A 16640-nucleotide genomic window follows, 5' to 3' on the forward strand; every position below is an offset into this window, starting at 1 on the left:
TAAACTGAAAGTAATTACCTGTTTGTCCAGAAATTGTTGCATTTTCTACTTTACCTAGGATGAGGCATTGGCCAGGATTCCCAAGTGGTTTGGCTCTGGATTTCGATAATTATTTTCCTAGTCTCACTTATATTTTCCCTATTTACCGCACCTAAAGAAATTTTCTGGAACATGGAAGCTCTGTATCTTCCTTCCGTTTTAATCGATGTTCTTCGGGACGGAGGCTCCTTAAGGACCTGGTCATTTGCCCCCACACCTTATTTTTTTCCGGACCTACCGATCGTTTTTATATTCGGCTATATAACGGAGAATGTTTTCAGGACCTTAACATTTTACGCGATCTTCCAAACATCTCTACTCGCATATCTATTAGGAAAATTCGTCCGGGCAATGGAGCCGAAAATGCCCAGACCCCAAAGTTATGTATTCAGCTTACTCTCACTTTCTTCCATATTATTGATCGCTGAAAAATTTCCATTATTGTATTTTTTATATTTTCCATCCGTACATATAAGCGCCTTTCTCACAACGCTCTGGATCTGGCCTTATCTAAGAAGAGAGAAGGTTAAGATCCCGAAATATTCCATTTTCCCACTGCTTTCCATACTTACACTTTCGGATAGGATCTTAATCTTAGAATTGTATCTACCGGCGGCACTTTCATGGGCGAGAAGGTACGGTCGTTGGGGAACTTCTTTCCCACTCATCTCCATCCGATTTTTTGCAACCGGGCTCATCGGACTCGGACTTCATTCTCTGATAAAAATATTTTTAGCCATCAACTCACCTAAAAAACTTTCCACACTCGAGTCGATCTCCCACTGGTGGAGTGATTTTTTTGCCTCGATCCTGAGCTTAAAATTATCAGGTGTCTTTCTTTTATTTGCGATCCTGGGCGGGGTCCTATGTTTAAGAAAAGGAAAAGAATCAGGGCATAGTTACGGATTTTTAGGATATTTCCAACTTAGCCTATGCCTTCTGCCCCCCTTACTCGGGCTCTATTCCGGCGAAAATTCGCTTAAATACAGCATCCCGGCAATTGTGATGGTCCCGGTTCTATTTGGGATTTTACCTTCCGTTCAAAACCAAAACTATCTCAGTCATTCTAGAAATTTCGCTTTTTTAGGACTCTTATTCGGCCTCGGGGTATTTGCAATATTTGGAGAAGGAGAAGCACAGTTCAGAGATCCGAGCGAATCTATCCGGCCACCTGAAACAGTCTGCGTAGACGAATGGAAAGAAAAAGATTCATTTGTTTTCGTACTTTCAGAACCGCGCAAAGCGAGGAGGATCCTCGCATATTCCGAAAAAAGGGTCCTTGCTTATCCGATAGATTTCAGCACACTTGAGGGCTCTTACTCGGTCTCCAACAAAGAATGGTTCCTATTCCCGCCGGAAGGACCGATTGCGATATTACCGGATGGCCTAGGAGAATCCAGGATCAAGTCCTTTTACGGAGAACCGACGCGAGTTTTACATTGTGAATCCGGGAGCGGAAAAATATGGGTCTACGAAGATAACGCTAAGATCAGAGATTTTCTACAAAGACCGGTTCAAAAAACAAAGTAAATAAACGGTTGTGACTCGGAAGAGAATACGACCGCAAACAAAAGCCCAACTCCTACCAAGGCTCCGAAAAATAGCGGATGCAAATTTTCGTAAAAGTTACGAAAACTACCGTCTTTCTCGTCTTGATTGCCGATCCAGGTGGCCGCGAAAAATAGAAAAAATGCGATAATTAAAATACGCAAAGAAGAAAGCGACGGATCCGCACCGGTTGAAAACCCGAAAAGTTTTTCGAAAACGATCCCTGTGGTTTTCCAATTCGGAGATCTAAAAAATACCCAACAAAGAACTACACAAAAGATCACAATGATCCTATAGGAAAATCTGCCGAAAATCCCAAGTCCATTCGCAGCGGAAAAAAAATCGGGCCAAAATTTTTTTCCCATTCTTTCCATGGCTAAGAATAAACCGTGAAACCCGCCCCAAACCACAAAATTCCAGCTGGCTCCATGCCAGAGCCCACCCAAAAGCATGGTCAAAAACAAATTCACGTAAGTCCTTAGCTCGGTTTTACGATTTCCCCCCAAAGGAATGTACAAATAATTTCGCAACCAAGAAGAAAGAGAGATATGCCATCTTCTCCAAAAATCGGAAAACCCGGAGGCAAGATAAGGCATCCTAAAATTTTCAGTCAGCCTAAAGCCTAAAAGAAGAGCGCACCCCAAAGCGATATCGGTATATCCGCTAAAATCACAATAAATCTGAAGAGAATAAGCGAAAACTGCTGCCCATGCATAGGCACTCGAAAATTCAGAAGGAGTCCTATAAAAAGAATCCGGTAAGATCGAAAGTTGATCCGCGATCACCACCTTCTTCCATACTCCCATCAACACTAAAACGAAACCTTCTCTCAGCGGGATTTCCTTCCATACTACCCAAGACTTGAGTTGAGGCAAAAAGGTCTTGGCTGGGACAATAGGTCCCGCAACTAACTGGGGAAAGAAGGAGAGAAAGAGTGCGTAATTCCAAAAATTCTTTTCAGGTAAAATTTCCCTTCTAAACACGTCGATCGTGTAACTCAAGGACTGAAACGTGTAAAAAGAGATCCCTACGGGAAGCACAATGCGCCATACAGGAAGACTTAAATTTAGCCCAAATGCCGATAATACGGCATTTCCGGACTCCATAAGGAAAATAAAATATTTAAAAAAAGCTAAAACACCTAGATTCAAAACCAATGAAAAAGTAAGTAAGATCGCCCGCGCTCTACCTTCTTTTTGATCCATTGTTTTTCCGATCCAATAATCCAAGATCGTTGTCCCGAAAAGAAGGAGCCCAAACTTGGGATTCCAAGACATATAGAAAAAATAGCTCCCAGCTACCAAAAAAGACTTCAGGATCCATTCCGGAAGAGCGCTTAGCTTAGGCAAAACCCATCTTAGCCCAAATATAAGCAGAAAGAAAAATAAAAAGAGTGGGGTGGCGAAATTCATTTACCTAATTTTAAGCATTATTTAAGATTTTAGAGGTTTGCTTATTTATAATCTCTTTTACGCCTTTTTTTATTCTCTTTTTTGCTTAATTTTCTGCTTTTTAAATGGTCCACTTGCACCGAACCCCACAATTCGGACAATTTGCAGTGATTTCCGCCTTTACTCGGCGGCCCTTAGGCGTTTCTACCTTTCCAATTGCCACGAATTCGAAGTCTACTCCTTCTGGAACATAGTGACCGCCACCATATTTGGCGGAACCTTCGATTAAATTTGAGCAGGCATGGCATTTTACTCTCAACTTGATTACTTCGGCCATTGGAAGAGGATCTACGAACCTTCTCCTTTCGCAAGAAGAAAGTAATTCTCGAGCCTGTCAAAACCTCATGGGGGTGTAAATCGGATACACATGACTAAATGACATATATATTGGCATTAAAGATGGGCGAGAGATCCCCATGCTGGGCTGTTTTATAGAGACACGAACACGAAACAACGAATGATAAGGATTTTGGATTAGATGCCCAGAAAGGGACAGTTGCCCGAAAGATTCCCGAGTGGCCCCCTTCGAAAGAATCAATGAAATTTCAGTATTTTTCCGAAACACCAAGGCAGCCGCCAGAAGTCTTCTATCAAAAAGCAAAAAGGAGTCATTTCGACTATTCCGTATTGATTCTTTGCCCCACTCTCCGGGCAGAATCGCACCGAATTGAGACAATTAAATGCCAATATTTGGACATCCAAAGATTGAGCCGGATGGCCGAATTGACGCCTTATACTACTGCCAGCCTGAAAGGATCTTTTGGTTTTAATGACGAAATAGAGAGCATTAGCTTGGAGGCCACATACCTTCGAAAGGGAGCCCCTTTTTCTAGAATCCCGCCGAGCGCCCCGGGTACAATGCATCGAGTTGGTCTGGACGATTATCCAATCTTATTGCTTATAATTAGGCACTTGCACAAAAGCCCTAATCCGGGCGCTTGAAGTCGATTTTTCGACGACAAATGACTATTTATGCATATAGTTGCCCATTTATGGGCATTTAATGACAGATTCTGCCCATTTGCAGAAACTGCATTTTGCTCCTGTGCTACACACAGGGAATTTTTTGAAATTTAGGCTCTTTTGCGAGCGGGCGTCTGTTTTTTGGCAGGGGCTGATTTTTTGGGAGCAGTTAACTTCTTCTTGTCCTTTTTTGAATCGATTGCGCTTGCATCGAAGTTCACATCCAATCCCATTTTTTTATTTCGTTTCACCATATATACGAAATGTCTCACATACTGAGCATAAGGCTCAGGTACAGATTTAGGATCGAAGTCTAAAGGATTTTCTAAAAGAGAGCGGACCACGGCCTGATTGAGATCTTCTTTGCTAGTGACCATAAGAGTTTCTAATCTGCGAAGAATTTCGTGATCGTTCACCTCGCTAGTAACTTTCTTCATCGCATTCAAAAGCCTCTGAAAAGAGGTTCGTTTGATCTTCACGGCCATATTTGTTAAGTTAGAATTTCTGGGGTCGGACGACCAGAAGAAAATTTATGTGAGCCTTGTCCGGCCTTAACTGATACTTTTTCGAGTGATGGCTGCAGCTCTTGGTCTGCAACAGGAGTTCCTACTTTATTAACGGATGACTTTCCAGTTGCCACCCGGAGTCCAGAGTCGTCTGGTACAGCCTTCCCTAATTCCGGCTCTTTGCCGAGGTCGACCCAGGAGAAGACCCGGTTTTTGACGAATTTCTCGGGTGCCCAAACCATGCCCCCTATTCTGCCGGATCCTTGCTTCCATCCGGTCCCAAGTGTACTTTCTACGTCTTTGCCTAAATCGTCAGTCCCAGTGGTAGGAACTCCCGACCCTAAAGACAGATTTCTTTGCTTTTCAACGAAGCAGAATGATCCGCGGTGAGAGTCTTTCCCGCTTAGATAAACAGAAATTACATCCGAGCATCCGGATAGGGCTTCCCCATAAGTAACCCCAGCATCGGAAGAGGTCTCATGAGTGCCAGATTTGCCTTTGGGTCCGGAGCCTGGTAGGAACTCCAGTTGGGCCCCCTGCCCGATTTTCAAATTCAGCAATACAGCATTTAGACCAAGTAAACAGTTTTGAGAAAAGACCGAAGACCTTGAAAAAATTTCAGAAGCAGATGTCCGATTCTGGATTCCAAACTTGGAATCAGAACGGTTCCTCTTTTCCACTTTTTGATCTTTGGAAATTTTTGCGACTCTGGTAGGAACAACTTCATCCGCAAGGAGAGAATCCAAATCCGGAAAGTCGGATAATCTTTCTTCTTCCGAATAAGAAATTCCCTCGGCAAGCACTTGAGCCACTTCTTCTTGGTAGATGGATTTTAGTTCTTCCGAAATGGACTCTTCCGCCTCGACAATAATTTGAGAAGAAAGTTCTGAGTCGGAACCCGCTTCCGCAAAGGCAGAGTTAGAGCCCAGAGCCAGGGCGGCAATAAGCAAGAACTGTGCCAAAAAATTATGTCTCATTCGAAAAAACATGACAGTATAGCCCATTTTTAACCATTTTTAAGGGAAATGGAAGCTTTTTTTACCGTTTTTCTAGGAATTTAAGCGGTCTTTCGGAACAGTCTCTTGGCCCGGAGCTTCCATTCCCAAAGTACGATTTCTTGCTCTTTGTTCTCAGCCCGGTCCTGCTCTTTTTCCAAAAGTGCATAAACCATACTCGCGATATCTTTGGAAAAACCCTTTTCTAATTCTGCCTCGAATTCTTTTTCTCTAGTTTCTAAAATTAAGCCGGCGAGTCGAAAACCTTCATCTAAATTTTTTAATTTAGGTGCCCAACCTTTTAGCTCTTCCTTATTATCTTCGTTTCGGATCATCACGTCCAAGAAGGTTCGAATGAATGCAACTTCTTCCGCCTTTAGTGTAAATTCCAAAAGTAATTGTTTTACTTTTTCCAACTCCATTTTACGGAGATGGATCCTGGCCAAGAAAACCGGATTTTTGGAGTGCATGTTCAGGTTTCCTTTCTCCAATAAATCCGTAGCTCGGACCTTGTTGAAATCTACTATGCTGGATTCTTCCCTCAGACTTTTTTCCAGTTCCTCTTTTCCGGGAGATGGCTTCTCTCCCACTGCCCCAATCTTTTGGGCCACCTTTCTTTTGATGATGAGCATGTTCAAGGAAGGAAACCTGATTTTCAGCGCTACCAATTCCTGGCGAGGGAACTCCTCATCCAAAACAAGGTGGTGCATTTCCACACCCTCTTCCCTAGCTTTGAGCAGACTATCCACCCTCTCGTAATGGTAGATGATTACCGGTAAAATATCACATTCACTTCCGCTATTCAGGAAGATAGTTCGGACCTCGTTTCCGGAACTGGAATGTTGGTATGGGATCACAAGCTTTCCCTGCTTTACGTTTACGAAACTTAGTTCCCCTAACCTAAAATGAGAAAGGTCAAAATCCTCCCCTAAAAATACGATCCTCGGCACCGGAACTACGATGGACTGGTTTTTGGCTCCTTTTGGGACCTCAGGGCCCCGGGAGGTAAAAACTACGTACGTCATTTTTCCCAAGCGGACTTTTACTAAAAATCCGGCAGGAGTTTTTCTTTCTTCGTATAAGGAATCTAATTCCAAAATTTTAACCCAAACCCAGGTTTTTTAATTTATATTGCAAAGATCCCCTGGAAATCCCAAGTGCCTTTGCCATTCGTATTTGATTTCCGCCGAATAATTTATCCGCCAAAAGAATTTTTTGGCGTTCCACGGCTTCCACAGCTTTTCGCAAATCCAAGTCCTCCGGATCCGGAAGAGAAATCCCTTTCGAACCTTCTTTTTTCAGATCGGAATTTCGGATCTCTCCCGAGCCGGAATTTAAAACAGCTTCTTCGATCGCATTTCGGAGATCCTCTAAACTTTGACAGGAAACTCCTTCCACTAAAGAAACGATTGCCTCTTCGGAGAGCGCCAAATCAGGGCGACCATGCAGCTCACAGACCTCATGGAAAATTGGACCAACCGCAGCTATTTTATCCGATTTTGCCCAATCTTTCCAAGCGGGCAATTCTAACCTATTTTCGGCCAAAAGAGAACGAAAATATAAAAACTCTTCTATTGATTTTTTGTTTGAGTTTTCTAAAAATATAAGACGGGATTTTCCGGACTTTCTCTGAGAATATTCGAACAGGATTCTTTGCTGGGCCAAAGAATAATTCTCCGAATTTTCTAAAATTAGGGTCCCAGACTCGGCCATTTTTTCCCAATCGATCAGAGCCTTTTCCAACTTCGTTGCTTGTTCCGGGAGGATCGAAACCGTCAAAATTGGCCGACCGGGAAATTCCCTTTTTTGGATCCATTTTGCTAAGGTTTTTTTTCCAGAAGAAGCAGGGCCGGAAATACAGATAGTCCGAGATTCTTTGAATTTTTCGAGTTGGGATCCTTTTCCATTTCCCAATCGGAAAAGTAACTCCCCAAGAGGATCCGGGCCCAGGTCCTCGAAAGTTTTATAAAAAGAAGAAGGTCCGGAGTCTTTTTTTAAGAGTCCAGCCACCTTCTGGCAAAGTAAATGTAAGAGTAAAATTTGTTTTTCTTCTGCTTCGTTTGGAAGTTCCATTAGGAAGAATCCAAACATTCTGCCATTCAGTAAAACCGGGGACAGCAGACAGCCTAGAGAGTCATCCCGGAATAATTCCAATTCTTTCGTTCTAGGCAAAAAGAATGGAGATTTGCTGTCCTCTAAACGGCTGCGGATTTGGGATCCCTTTGTTAGGAAGGGATAGAAAAATCCTTCTTCTCCGTACCCCCAGGAAGCTGCCTCCTCCAAAGAGGAAGGGTCCGATTCTGAGACCAAAGCGACAAGCCCAGCCTTGCCTTCGATTAATCTTAAACATTCCGGAAAGGCAAGTGGTAATAATATCCTAAGTTCTTTAGGATCTGGACTCCCCCAAATAAATTCTTCCGGAGCGGATAGCATAGAAGGGAAAATGTTTAAAATTAAGCATGGTGTCAACCATGTACCTGGACTTTCTTTCGAATGTCGGACGTCCGACATTCGAATCCGATTTTTCTGCATTTTTTTGAAAATTTAAGAATTAGTTTGAATGCTTCTCCCCTTCTTCTTATATGGAAATATAGCGTTGGCTTCGGGCCCGAAGTTGACTTTTTAATTTTTATTTTTGTTTAAATTCCCTCCATATTCTTTCGATTTCCAAAGGAAGAAGTAAAGGACGGGATGTCGGACATCCGACAATTGAGATACAAGGGAACAGAATGATTGTAGTATCCATCGCAAACCAAAAGGGAGGGGAAGGCAAAACCACCACCTCCCTGAATTTAGCCTGGGGTCTCGCCAGAAGAGGTAAAAAAACTCTACTGATCGATATCGACCCTCAGGCAAATTCCACAGGGATTTTCCTGAATCCAGAAGGGTTAGAAAAATCCATGCATAATATTTTTCAATCCAAAGCGAAAATCAGGGAAGTTATGGTTAAGACCGAGGTTGAGAACCTGAACATCGCCCCCTCTCGCCTGACCCTTGCAGAGGCAGAGACAATTGCAGCTATCGTAGACGCGCCTTATATTTTAAGGGATGCTCTTGCGGACCTAGAAAAGGAAATGGATTTTTGTATAATCGATTGCCCGCCTAGCCTTTCGATCTTTACCATAAACGCTCTTGTTGCCTCCAACTATGTAATCATCCCCCTTCAGGCGGAAAAGTTTTCCGTGGATGGGATCTTAGGACTACAACAAACAATTACTAGTATTAAAAAAAGGATCAATCCCAGTTTAGAAATCATGGGAGCATTGGTTACTCAACTCAAGCCCCAGACACTTCTTACCAAAACGATTATACCGGTCCTTACGAAATATTTTAGGATTTTTGACAATAGTATCTCGGACGGGGTGGCAGTGGGAGAATCTCACCTGGCAAGAAAGTCAGTTTACGAATACAATAAGTCTAGCCGCCAAGCCCAGGAATATGAAGGCTTCATTGAGGAATTTTTGAATGAGCTCAAAAAGTAAACGATTAGGCTCCCTCGCAGATGTATTTCAGGCAGAAAAACTGGAAGGTACAATCCGAAAGATCCGACTGGATAAGATTCGTCCTTCGGAAAGCCAGCCTAGACAAGAAAGAAAAAAAGGTGTAGAAGAGCTTGCCCAAAGCTTGGATAAGGATGGACTTCTTCAGCCCATCTTAGTCACCAAAAAAGCAGACGAAGAATATTATACGATCATCGCCGGAGAAAGAAGATTTCACGCTGCTACCCTTCTCAAATGGCAGGAAGTGGAATGTAAAATCTTAGACAAGGATGCAAAGGAAACTTTCCGACTTGCAATCATAGAAAACTTACAGAGAGAAAATTTATCTCCGTATGAAGAGATAGAAGCCATGACTCATCTCAAAAGTTCTTTTTCTTATACCGACCTGGAATTAGGTAATCTGTTTGGAAAAAGTAGAAGTTATATGACTGAACTTTTGGGAATCTCCTCTCTTTCCAAAGAAGACCTAAAAATTTGCCGAGATGCAGGGATAGAGTCGAAAAACCTGTTGGTGCAGGCAGCCTCTGCAGCTAAAAAAGGTACCCTAAAGGATTTTCTCGAAAAATTCAATTCCGGTGAATTAAAAACAGTAAAAGACGCAAAAACTTTTAACAGAGCGGAAGAAGGTGGATTATTTTCCCCAAGCCAAATCAGCGCCAAATCCGGATCCGAAAAATCCGCAGCTTCCCCCTACCCTTATAAAATTATAAAAAAAGGCACAAGTGTAATCATCTCGACAGAGGATGAAACCTTCCTTGCCGAACTTCATAAATTCGTGAAAAAAGAAATTTCCAAAAAATTCGGAAAATAAGATCCGGAACTAAAAGGCAAAATCGAATAACAACTATTGTTAAACGAATTACTAAGGTGCAAACATGTACTTAGTAAAAGATTTTATCGGACTCGGGCTCAAAAATTTGGGAATGAGTTGACGAAGCTGAAAAAAGCCCCAATATGTGACATAATATTCTAAACGGAAATGTAGTACTTTCTCCCGAACCGGAAGAGAGAGGGAAGAAACATTGCCGTCGGTCTGAGATAAAAAAACTCCCCTGGTTTGCCCAGGGGCCGGACCTTCCCGAAGGAATGTTGTTGGATGAGACATAAATAACCTTATGTCGGATAAATGTCAACTACCTTCGGATTTTTTGCTTAAAATTAATTTTTTTGCCTAGTGGGCAAAAAGAGGATCCAAGGTATGGGCGAGCATTTTCCATATATAAAATTCCTCTCGGACATCATAGATTCCGGGGTTTGGGCCACTCTTTCTCCAGCTGCAAAGACCCTATATCTCGTCCTGCTTAAATTTAGTGACCAGACGTTTAAGCCAGTCTGGCCTAGTAACGAAAGCTTGATCCGGCTTACAGGATTAAAGACTAAAAAATCCATCAATGAAGGAAAGAAAGACCTAGTAAGAGCGGGCCTTCTCCAATTTGTCCCTGGGACTGGTCATAAGAACTCTACCTACTATTTTTGCTTCAACTACCCCGGGTCCAAAATTCCACCCCAGGGGGTTATTTTCGGAAACCCCAGAGGTGGATCGGGAGGCTCCCCTGGGGTGTTGGCTGGTAGCCCGGAGGGGGGTGGAGCCGGAAACCCAAACAATATAAATATAACCATCCATAATACCCAAAACCAAAAACCTAGTTTGGAAAAGAAAGAATTAAGTTTGGATTCTTTAAAAGACCGTTACGGAGAAGACATACTCGCCGAAGCAATGGAAATTGCGAAGGCACAAGGACTCGGTGATAATTTACATTATATTCGTGGGATTTGTAAAAATCTCTCCGCGACCAGGCGGCCGAATTTTGAGCACACCTCCCCTATCCAGCCCCAGGACCTGAGACATTCTTCTGGAAAAGAAGCCTCTTGGATGGGGTTCTTAGAATGGTGTAAGGGGAATCTTTCTATAAGCAGTGTGGAAGTATTGGAGAAAGTTCAGGTCGAACCGGATGGCAAAACTCTTTTAGTGAAAGATCCTCTTCCTGATCCACTGAGAATGATCATTACAAAGTACTTCACAGACAAAATCCACCCCTCGATACTGGTTATATTTTCTGCAAAAGCCGAAGAAAACCGGGTACATGTTTAAAAGGACCACGTTAAAGCTCTTATGAATGAAGAATCCATCCGGATCAGCCATCCTCGACAAGTTAAAGTAAACGAAATTAAGACCAAAGGTACGTTCGAATTTAAGGATGGAGGACTTCGTTCTTATTCCGAGTTATTGGACCATTCCGGTGTCGGGGTCTTGACTTTGGTTTTAAATCAAGGCTCTAGTTTTAATCAGATCAAGTTATATCAATCGGAACAATCCGGCGCCTTCTTTCCCGATTCTTTCAAATTCGAAATTTCCTTGGATGGAAAAGTTTGGGAACCGATCCTACAGGAAACAGGTTTCAGGAGATTGAATAAAAAAGTAGGACAATGGAACTTCTCCTTGGTCCGCGCTAACTTTTTAAAATTGGTCAGTAAGGTTTCCGAAAAAGAAGGATCCAAATTTAAAGTTTCTATCGGCACTTTGGAAGTCGGCATTTCAGGGGTCACTAAATTAGAAGTAAGCTCCGAAAAAGACAGGTTTTGGGTAAAAGAAAATCTGATCGATGAAAGACCGGATTACGGCTGGTCTTCTCTTGAATCGAATCAGCCGAAGGAAGAATTTTTCCTGATGGATCTAGGCTCTATCAGTAGAGTGAGCGAGTTGAGAATTCTTTCGCCGAAGGACGGTCATTTACCTTTTCCAGAAACGTTTACCGTATATTATAGCGAAGACGATCTGACCTGGAATCAGCTTTTAGAGGAGAACCAATTCTTGTCCGAGTTGGGAACCTGGTATCAATGGAGATTTTTGCCTACGAATATTCGCTTTTTGAAATTCGTTTCTCGCCCTCGTAAGGTCCAAGGCAAAGAAAAATACTCCACAAGCATCGCAGAGGTGGAATTGTACGCGGCTCCGTACTTGAGCGAGCTGACTCATAAACCTACTGCGGAACCTCTTCCTTATGCTACCGTTTTAAGATCGGGACTTGTGAGGCTTGCAATCGACGGCGAAACTTCCGAAGGTGCCGCAGTTCAGGCAAATGATAGAAGGTTGAGAGACGGTTCTACCGAGTATAAAGGTATTGTGGAGCTTGCTTCCGATGGAGAAGAAAAGGAAGGTGTCGTTGTCCAGGGTAGCGACAGAAGATTAAAACATTCCACTGAGGCTTCTTACGGCCTTGTGAGACTTGCATCCAACGGCGAAAATCGGGCAGATAGGGTCGTGCAAGGAAATGATGATCGTTTAAAACCTTCTACCACTCAAAGTTTTGGTATCGTAGAGCTTGCGGAGAATGGTGAAACGAAAGAAGGTACCGTTGTTCAGGGAAATGACGATCGTCTAAAACATGCGACTGCTCAAAAATTCGGTTTAGTACAATTGGCTTCCCCGGGAGATGCAAGCCCCGGAAAAGTGGTCACTTCGGATGATCCTAGGCTACGCCATGCGACTACGGAAAGTCCCGGTATTTTGAGATTTGCCTCCAATGGAGAAGAGTCTGCGGATGCGGCAGTTCAGGGAAATGATAAGAGATTAAAAATTTCCACTCCTCAGTCTTACGGGATTGTAAAGCTGGCACGTTCCGGAGAAGCGAAAGAAGGTGCGGTCGTCCAAGGTGACGACGAAAGGTTGCGTAACGCTAGTACCGAGTATCCGGGTATCGTAACTGTCGCTCCAAAGGGGAAATCTATCCCTGGGCATGTGGTTTCTTCCGATGATCCTAGATTGTCGGATGCAAGGCAGCCTCTTTCTCATACTCATGATTACGCTCCAAAAGAGCATGATTTCAGCTCTCATACCGGATATCTGAGATTGAAGGGTTCCATAGAGGCTCCTTATGCAAATATCTCCCCTCCTCCTGAAAATGCAGGACTTGCGTATGCAAGAAATGAGAGCGAAAAAGGAGCGGGTATTGTTGGTTCCGGTAGATTTTCCGGGATCTTGGGCTTCGGAGAAAAATTCGGAGTTCGAGGTGATAGCGCTTCCGGAGAAAAAGAATCCGCCGGTATTTTGGGTCTAGCCAAAAGAGGATTCGGTGGATGGTTCCATTCTAGATCAGGTCACGCGGTATATGCGAGCGGGAAAGGGATACCAAGTCTGAACGAAACAGGTTCAGGCAAAGCGATCTTGGCTGAAGGTGATTCCGATTTTATAGGAACTGTATATTTGCAAACGGGAAAAGGTACGGATTGTATCGCTAAATTTTTCCCCGTACAATCTTCCGATGTGATTGCGGAAGGTGATCTTCTTGCTATGGGCGAAGACGGTAAACTCCATAAATCCAGACAGCCGAATGCCACAAATATCGTAGGTGTTGCTGTGAAATCTGCGGCATTGGTCTTGGGGGATAAACCTCAAGCGGAAGGCCAATGGCTTGTTGCGATTGCGGGAGTGGTTCTTGCGAATGTAGAGGCTCAATCTTATCCTGTACAGCCTGGAGATCTATTATGTTCTGGTCTTACCGGAGGCCATGCAGTCCGAGTCGCTCCTGAAAATTTAAAACCCGGGGCGCTTGTCGCAAAATCTCTGGGCTTACAAAGAAACGGCAGAGGCCCTATTCAGGTCCTTCTCTGCTGTAGTTGAAAAATTCCCCATCTGCGGGGAAAGGTTAGAATGAAAAAGATATTAGAAATTTATAAAACGGCAAAAGCGCCGGTGTACTCTTTCGAATTTTTTCCGCCTAAAACTCCGGAAGGAGAAACGAAATTATTCGAAGCGGTAGAAGAATTGTCAAAGGTGGATCCGGGTTATATCACCGTGACCTACGGGGCGGGAGGTTCTACCCGGGATAAGACTATTCGTATCACTTCCGAGTTGGCTAAAAAGTTTTCTCTTCCTGCGGCGGCTCATTTTACTTGTGTTGGCGGCAATAAGGACGAGATCCGGGTGATCTTAAAACAGATCCGAGAGTCCGGGATCGAGAACTTAATGGCTCTCCGAGGAGATCCTCCGAAAGGAGAAGGGACTTTCAAAAAAGTTGAAGGCGGTTTCGGTTATGCAAGCGAGCTCATCTCTTTTATTAAACAAGAAGGTTTCGATTTTTGTATGGGGGCCGCTTGTTATCCGGAAAAACATCCCGAAGCTCCAAGCCTAGAATCCGATGTGGATAACCTAAAACGTAAAGTGGATTCGGGTGCTTCTTATCTGGTCTCTCAATTGTTTTTTAAAAATTCCAATTTTGAATCTTTCTTGGATTTGATCCGAAAAAAAGGCATCAATGTTCCTGTGATCCCTGGGATCATGCCGATCACTTCTTTTGCTCAGATTGAAAGATTTAGGTCGATGGCCGCTTGCGAATTTCCGGAAAAACTAGTTTCCGATCTGGAAGAGGTAAAGGATATACCGGAAGAATTTTATAAAAGAAGTATACAATTCTCCGTAGGTCAATGCCGTGAATTGGTCAAACTGGGAGCTCCTGGAATTCATCTTTACACTCTAAACCAATCTCCTGCGAGTTTGGATATAGTGAGAGAACTGAAAAATTAAAGAAATAGTTCCTTCTCTTTTTCGGGAGGAACTAATCCTGTTTCGAGGGCCTTTTGCTGCAATAAGCGGATCGCCCTTTCTCCTTCGTTTCCTAGGCTTTTAGAAAACTCGTTCACATACAGATCTATATGCGCATCCGCCACTTCTCTCGTTGTGGTTTGGGAATGTTTTAAGATATAATCGTACATACTTTCTCTGTTTTGGTATGCGAGAGACAGACTTTCCTTAATTGCCGAGTCCAGGTCCTGTTTGATCTGGGAAGAAAGGTCTCTGCGGATCGCAATACATCCGAGCGGAATATGGGCTCCGGTTGTGCCTTCCCACCATTCTCCTAAATCTTCTACTTTTTCGAGACCTCTTGCTTGGTAGGTGAATCTTTCTTCGTGAATGACGATCCCGAAATCAGCCTCTCCGTTTTTTACTTTGTCCAAGATCAGATCGTAGCGTGTGGGAACCGGTGTAAAATCCCCTTTTAAATATAGATGTGTAAGTAAATTGGCAGTTGTCCAAAGGCCTGGGACCAAAATTTTTTTTCCGTTGGGAGTTCCTACCGAGGAGCCCGCTTTTTTTACGATGATTGGGCCGCAGTTCCTACCAAGTGCGGATCCGCTATCCAAAAGAGAATATTTGTCCGCTACATGGAATAATGCGGCGAAGGAAATTTTCGTGGCTTGGAATTTTCCTTTGTCCGCGAATTGGTTCAGTTGTTCCACATCGTACAGTTCTTCTTTGATGGAGAATGGCGCCTTGGTCTTTCCGGAAATAAGATGATAGAAGATGAATGTGTCGTTTGGGCAAGGAGAATATGCCAGACTGAGTTCCATTCTTCCAGGGAATCGGTTTTGATTCTCTTGGAAACGAAAAAAGGGGGTGGAAGGAACTCCTGCCCCCGGGTCTGCTGGAAAAGAATTGTAGGTTTCCTTGGACATTATTTCGAATTCTCATTCCGATAAGAGCCCGGACCAAAAGGTCCAGGCTCTTGAGGCCAAAAAGCGGATACTTATCGATAACCTAAGCGTTGGGACGGACTATAAATTCCCAAAATTGGATGGGCATCTACCCTTCCATACGATTGCCATGGATTTGGATGGGACTCTGCTGGATTCTCGGGCCTCCATTTCTAGTTTGAATCATTATGTTTTGCAGTCCGCATTGGATCAAGGGGTTGGGCTGATCATCGCTACTGGCAGAAGGTTTTCTTCTGCTCTTCCCTATGCTCTGGAATTTCGGGGAAATGTAACCGTAGTGGCTAATAATGGGCAAGTGCTCAGAAGTTCACCGACTGGAGAAAGAATTTCGGAAACATATATCTCCAAAGAAGCTGCAACCGCAGTTTTATCCTTGGGAAAGAAGAAAGGCCATTCTCCCCTTCTCCATGTGGACCGCTTCGAGGAAGGGATCGATATCTTGCTCGAGTCTCCGATCACGGACGATAAATATCATCATTATTCAGGCGGAGATATAACGAGGACCAAGGTGGTCGGTGATCTTTTGGAACATTCTTCCGATCGAGCGCTTGTGGTATGTTATCTTTCTTTAATAAAGGAAGAATTGATCGAGTTGGAAAGGGAACTTCTCTCTTTGCCGGAGGCCTCCGAATACAGGACCGTAATCACAAAAATCCCCGGAGTTTCGTATTGTTTGGAAGTTTTGGAGAAGGGAGTCTCTAAATGGACGGCCATCCAGTCATATTTAAATATTTCAGATTTAAACGAGGCGGGAGTGATCTCTTTCGGGGACGAATTGAATGATAAAGAAATGCTTTTTTCTTCCGGATATGGATTTGCGATGAAGAATGCAGTGTCCAGTTTGAAAGAAGGAGCTTCTTATATTACCAAATATTCGAATAATGAAGACGGGATTGCGATGACTCTTTTGGAATTATCCCTGCTTTCGTTTCGATAAGTTTTTTTGATTTTTATCAATCTTCACTTCGCAAGAGGAACAGGCGGCTTCGTAACAACCGAAACTCGTCTCTTTTGTTTGAGTTTTGCTAAATAAATTTTTCATGGAAGAAACAAGCGGAAAGCTCAAATATACGGCAGCAGAGCCCACTACAAGATAAACAATTTTATCTTGGAATCCTATGTCCCAAACCATGAGGTCATTTTGAA

At 43.4% G+C, this 16640-nt stretch carries 14 protein-coding genes; 7 read left to right on the forward strand and 7 right to left on the reverse strand.

Features of this window, described 5'->3' with window-relative positions; all coding sequences use genetic code 11:
* Window positions 1-171: 171 nt before the first annotated feature.
* Window positions 172-1569 carry a hypothetical protein gene (locus LEP1GSC192_RS10600; RefSeq protein ID WP_020770099.1) on the forward strand — a complete coding sequence of 466 codons (1398 nt, stop codon included), beginning with the start codon at window positions 172-174 and terminating at the stop codon, window positions 1567-1569.
* On the opposite strand, the gene LEP1GSC192_RS10605 is transcribed toward LEP1GSC192_RS10600, so the two are convergent.
* The 6 genes from LEP1GSC192_RS10605 to LEP1GSC192_RS10630 all read right to left on the reverse strand — a co-directional run bounded on the left by LEP1GSC192_RS10605 (window position 1554) and on the right by LEP1GSC192_RS10630 (window position 8013).
* On the reverse strand, window positions 1554-2999 hold the full coding sequence (locus tag LEP1GSC192_RS10605) for an MBOAT family protein (RefSeq protein ID WP_036089770.1): 1446 nt from the start codon (window positions 2997-2999) through the stop codon (window positions 1554-1556). The genes LEP1GSC192_RS10600 and LEP1GSC192_RS10605 overlap by 16 nt on opposite strands.
* 100 nt (window positions 3000-3099) lie before the next feature.
* Window positions 3100-3315: a hypothetical protein gene (locus LEP1GSC192_RS19505; RefSeq protein ID WP_081603590.1), complete on the reverse strand. Its 216-nt coding sequence runs from the start codon at window positions 3313-3315 to the stop codon at window positions 3100-3102.
* Between the two features lie 796 nt (window positions 3316-4111).
* The gene (locus LEP1GSC192_RS10615) at window positions 4112-4486 is read right to left on the reverse strand and encodes a hypothetical protein (RefSeq protein WP_036089777.1); all 375 of its coding nucleotides are present in this window, start codon (window positions 4484-4486) and stop codon (window positions 4112-4114) included.
* Between the two features lie 5 nt (window positions 4487-4491).
* A complete protein-coding gene (locus tag LEP1GSC192_RS10620; protein ID WP_232421006.1) occupies window positions 4492-5469 on the reverse strand; it encodes a hypothetical protein in 978 nt (325 codons plus the stop codon).
* A 95-nt stretch (window positions 5470-5564) separates the two neighbouring features.
* Entirely contained in the window at window positions 5565-6599 is a 1035-nt protein-coding gene (locus LEP1GSC192_RS10625) for a hypothetical protein (RefSeq protein WP_020770130.1), read from the reverse strand.
* A 4-nt stretch (window positions 6600-6603) separates the two neighbouring features.
* The gene (locus LEP1GSC192_RS10630; protein ID WP_232421007.1) at window positions 6604-8013 is read right to left on the reverse strand and encodes a helix-turn-helix domain-containing protein; all 1410 of its coding nucleotides are present in this window, start codon (window positions 8011-8013) and stop codon (window positions 6604-6606) included.
* A gap of 218 nt (window positions 8014-8231) precedes the next feature.
* On the opposite strand from LEP1GSC192_RS10630, the gene LEP1GSC192_RS10635 reads away from it, so the two are divergent.
* The 5 genes from LEP1GSC192_RS10635 (at window position 8232) to metF (ending at window position 14526) form a co-directional block, all read left to right on the forward strand.
* The gene (locus LEP1GSC192_RS10635; protein ID WP_008589135.1) at window positions 8232-8984 is read left to right on the forward strand and encodes a ParA family protein; all 753 of its coding nucleotides are present in this window, start codon (window positions 8232-8234) and stop codon (window positions 8982-8984) included.
* Window positions 8968-9813 carry a ParB/RepB/Spo0J family partition protein gene (locus tag LEP1GSC192_RS10640; RefSeq protein WP_020770150.1) on the forward strand — a complete coding sequence of 282 codons (846 nt, stop codon included), beginning with the start codon at window positions 8968-8970 and terminating at the stop codon, window positions 9811-9813. Before LEP1GSC192_RS10635 ends, LEP1GSC192_RS10640 begins: the two co-directional genes overlap by 17 nt.
* A 387-nt stretch (window positions 9814-10200) precedes the next feature.
* Entirely contained in the window at window positions 10201-11094 is an 894-nt protein-coding gene (locus LEP1GSC192_RS10650) for a helix-turn-helix domain-containing protein (protein ID WP_020770100.1), read from the forward strand.
* A 21-nt stretch (window positions 11095-11115) separates the two neighbouring features.
* The gene (locus LEP1GSC192_RS10655) at window positions 11116-13623 is read left to right on the forward strand and encodes a discoidin domain-containing protein (RefSeq protein ID WP_020769918.1); all 2508 of its coding nucleotides are present in this window, start codon (window positions 11116-11118) and stop codon (window positions 13621-13623) included.
* A 30-nt stretch (window positions 13624-13653) separates the two neighbouring features.
* Window positions 13654-14526 carry a methylenetetrahydrofolate reductase [NAD(P)H] gene (metF, locus tag LEP1GSC192_RS10660; RefSeq protein ID WP_020770091.1) on the forward strand — a complete coding sequence of 291 codons (873 nt, stop codon included), beginning with the start codon at window positions 13654-13656 and terminating at the stop codon, window positions 14524-14526.
* Here the strand turns inward: metF and LEP1GSC192_RS10665 are convergent.
* Complete coding sequence (locus tag LEP1GSC192_RS10665) at window positions 14523-15350, reverse strand: 1,4-dihydroxy-6-naphthoate synthase (RefSeq protein WP_036089861.1); 828 nt, start codon at window positions 15348-15350, stop codon at window positions 14523-14525. The two genes, metF and LEP1GSC192_RS10665, sit on opposite strands and share 4 nt — an antisense overlap.
* A 253-nt stretch (window positions 15351-15603) precedes the next feature.
* Here LEP1GSC192_RS10665 and LEP1GSC192_RS10670 point away from each other — a divergent pair, with 253 nt between their 5' ends.
* Complete coding sequence (locus LEP1GSC192_RS10670; protein ID WP_198289316.1) at window positions 15604-16431, forward strand: HAD-IIB family hydrolase; 828 nt, start codon at window positions 15604-15606, stop codon at window positions 16429-16431.
* The last annotated feature ends 209 nt before the right edge of the window (window positions 16432-16640 follow it).

It is taken from the genome of Leptospira sp. B5-022 (genome assembly GCF_000347035.1).
GTDB classification, from domain to species: Bacteria; Spirochaetota; Leptospiria; order Leptospirales; family Leptospiraceae; genus Leptospira_B; species Leptospira_B cinconiae.

What these genes read in the sequence shown, in the direction of transcription:
- LEP1GSC192_RS10615 (WP_036089777.1), bottom strand. Translation starts at nt 4,486, where the DNA reads ATGGCCGTGAAGATCAAACGAACCTCTTTTCAGAGGCTTTTGAATGCG.
- LEP1GSC192_RS10655 (WP_020769918.1), top strand. Translation starts at nt 11,116, where the DNA reads ATGAATGAAGAATCCATCCGGATCAGCCATCCTCGACAAGTTAAAGTA.
- LEP1GSC192_RS10665 (WP_036089861.1), bottom strand. Translation starts at nt 15,350, where the DNA reads ATGGAACTCAGTCTGGCATATTCTCCTTGCCCAAACGACACATTCATC.
- LEP1GSC192_RS10635 (WP_008589135.1), top strand. Translation starts at nt 8,232, where the DNA reads ATGATTGTAGTATCCATCGCAAACCAAAAGGGAGGGGAAGGCAAAACC.
- LEP1GSC192_RS10650 (WP_020770100.1), top strand. Translation starts at nt 10,201, where the DNA reads ATGGGCGAGCATTTTCCATATATAAAATTCCTCTCGGACATCATAGAT.
- LEP1GSC192_RS19505 (WP_081603590.1), bottom strand. Translation starts at nt 3,315, where the DNA reads ATGGCCGAAGTAATCAAGTTGAGAGTAAAATGCCATGCCTGCTCAAAT.
- metF (WP_020770091.1), top strand. Translation starts at nt 13,654, where the DNA reads ATGAAAAAGATATTAGAAATTTATAAAACGGCAAAAGCGCCGGTGTAC.
- LEP1GSC192_RS10670 (WP_198289316.1), top strand. Translation starts at nt 15,604, where the DNA reads ATGGATTTGGATGGGACTCTGCTGGATTCTCGGGCCTCCATTTCTAGT.
- LEP1GSC192_RS10630 (WP_232421007.1), bottom strand. Translation starts at nt 8,013, where the DNA reads ATGTCGGACGTCCGACATTCGAAAGAAAGTCCAGGTACATGGTTGACA.
- LEP1GSC192_RS10600 (WP_020770099.1), top strand. Translation starts at nt 172, where the DNA reads ATGGAAGCTCTGTATCTTCCTTCCGTTTTAATCGATGTTCTTCGGGAC.
- LEP1GSC192_RS10605 (WP_036089770.1), bottom strand. Translation starts at nt 2,999, where the DNA reads ATGAATTTCGCCACCCCACTCTTTTTATTTTTCTTTCTGCTTATATTT.
- LEP1GSC192_RS10640 (WP_020770150.1), top strand. Translation starts at nt 8,968, where the DNA reads ATGAGCTCAAAAAGTAAACGATTAGGCTCCCTCGCAGATGTATTTCAG.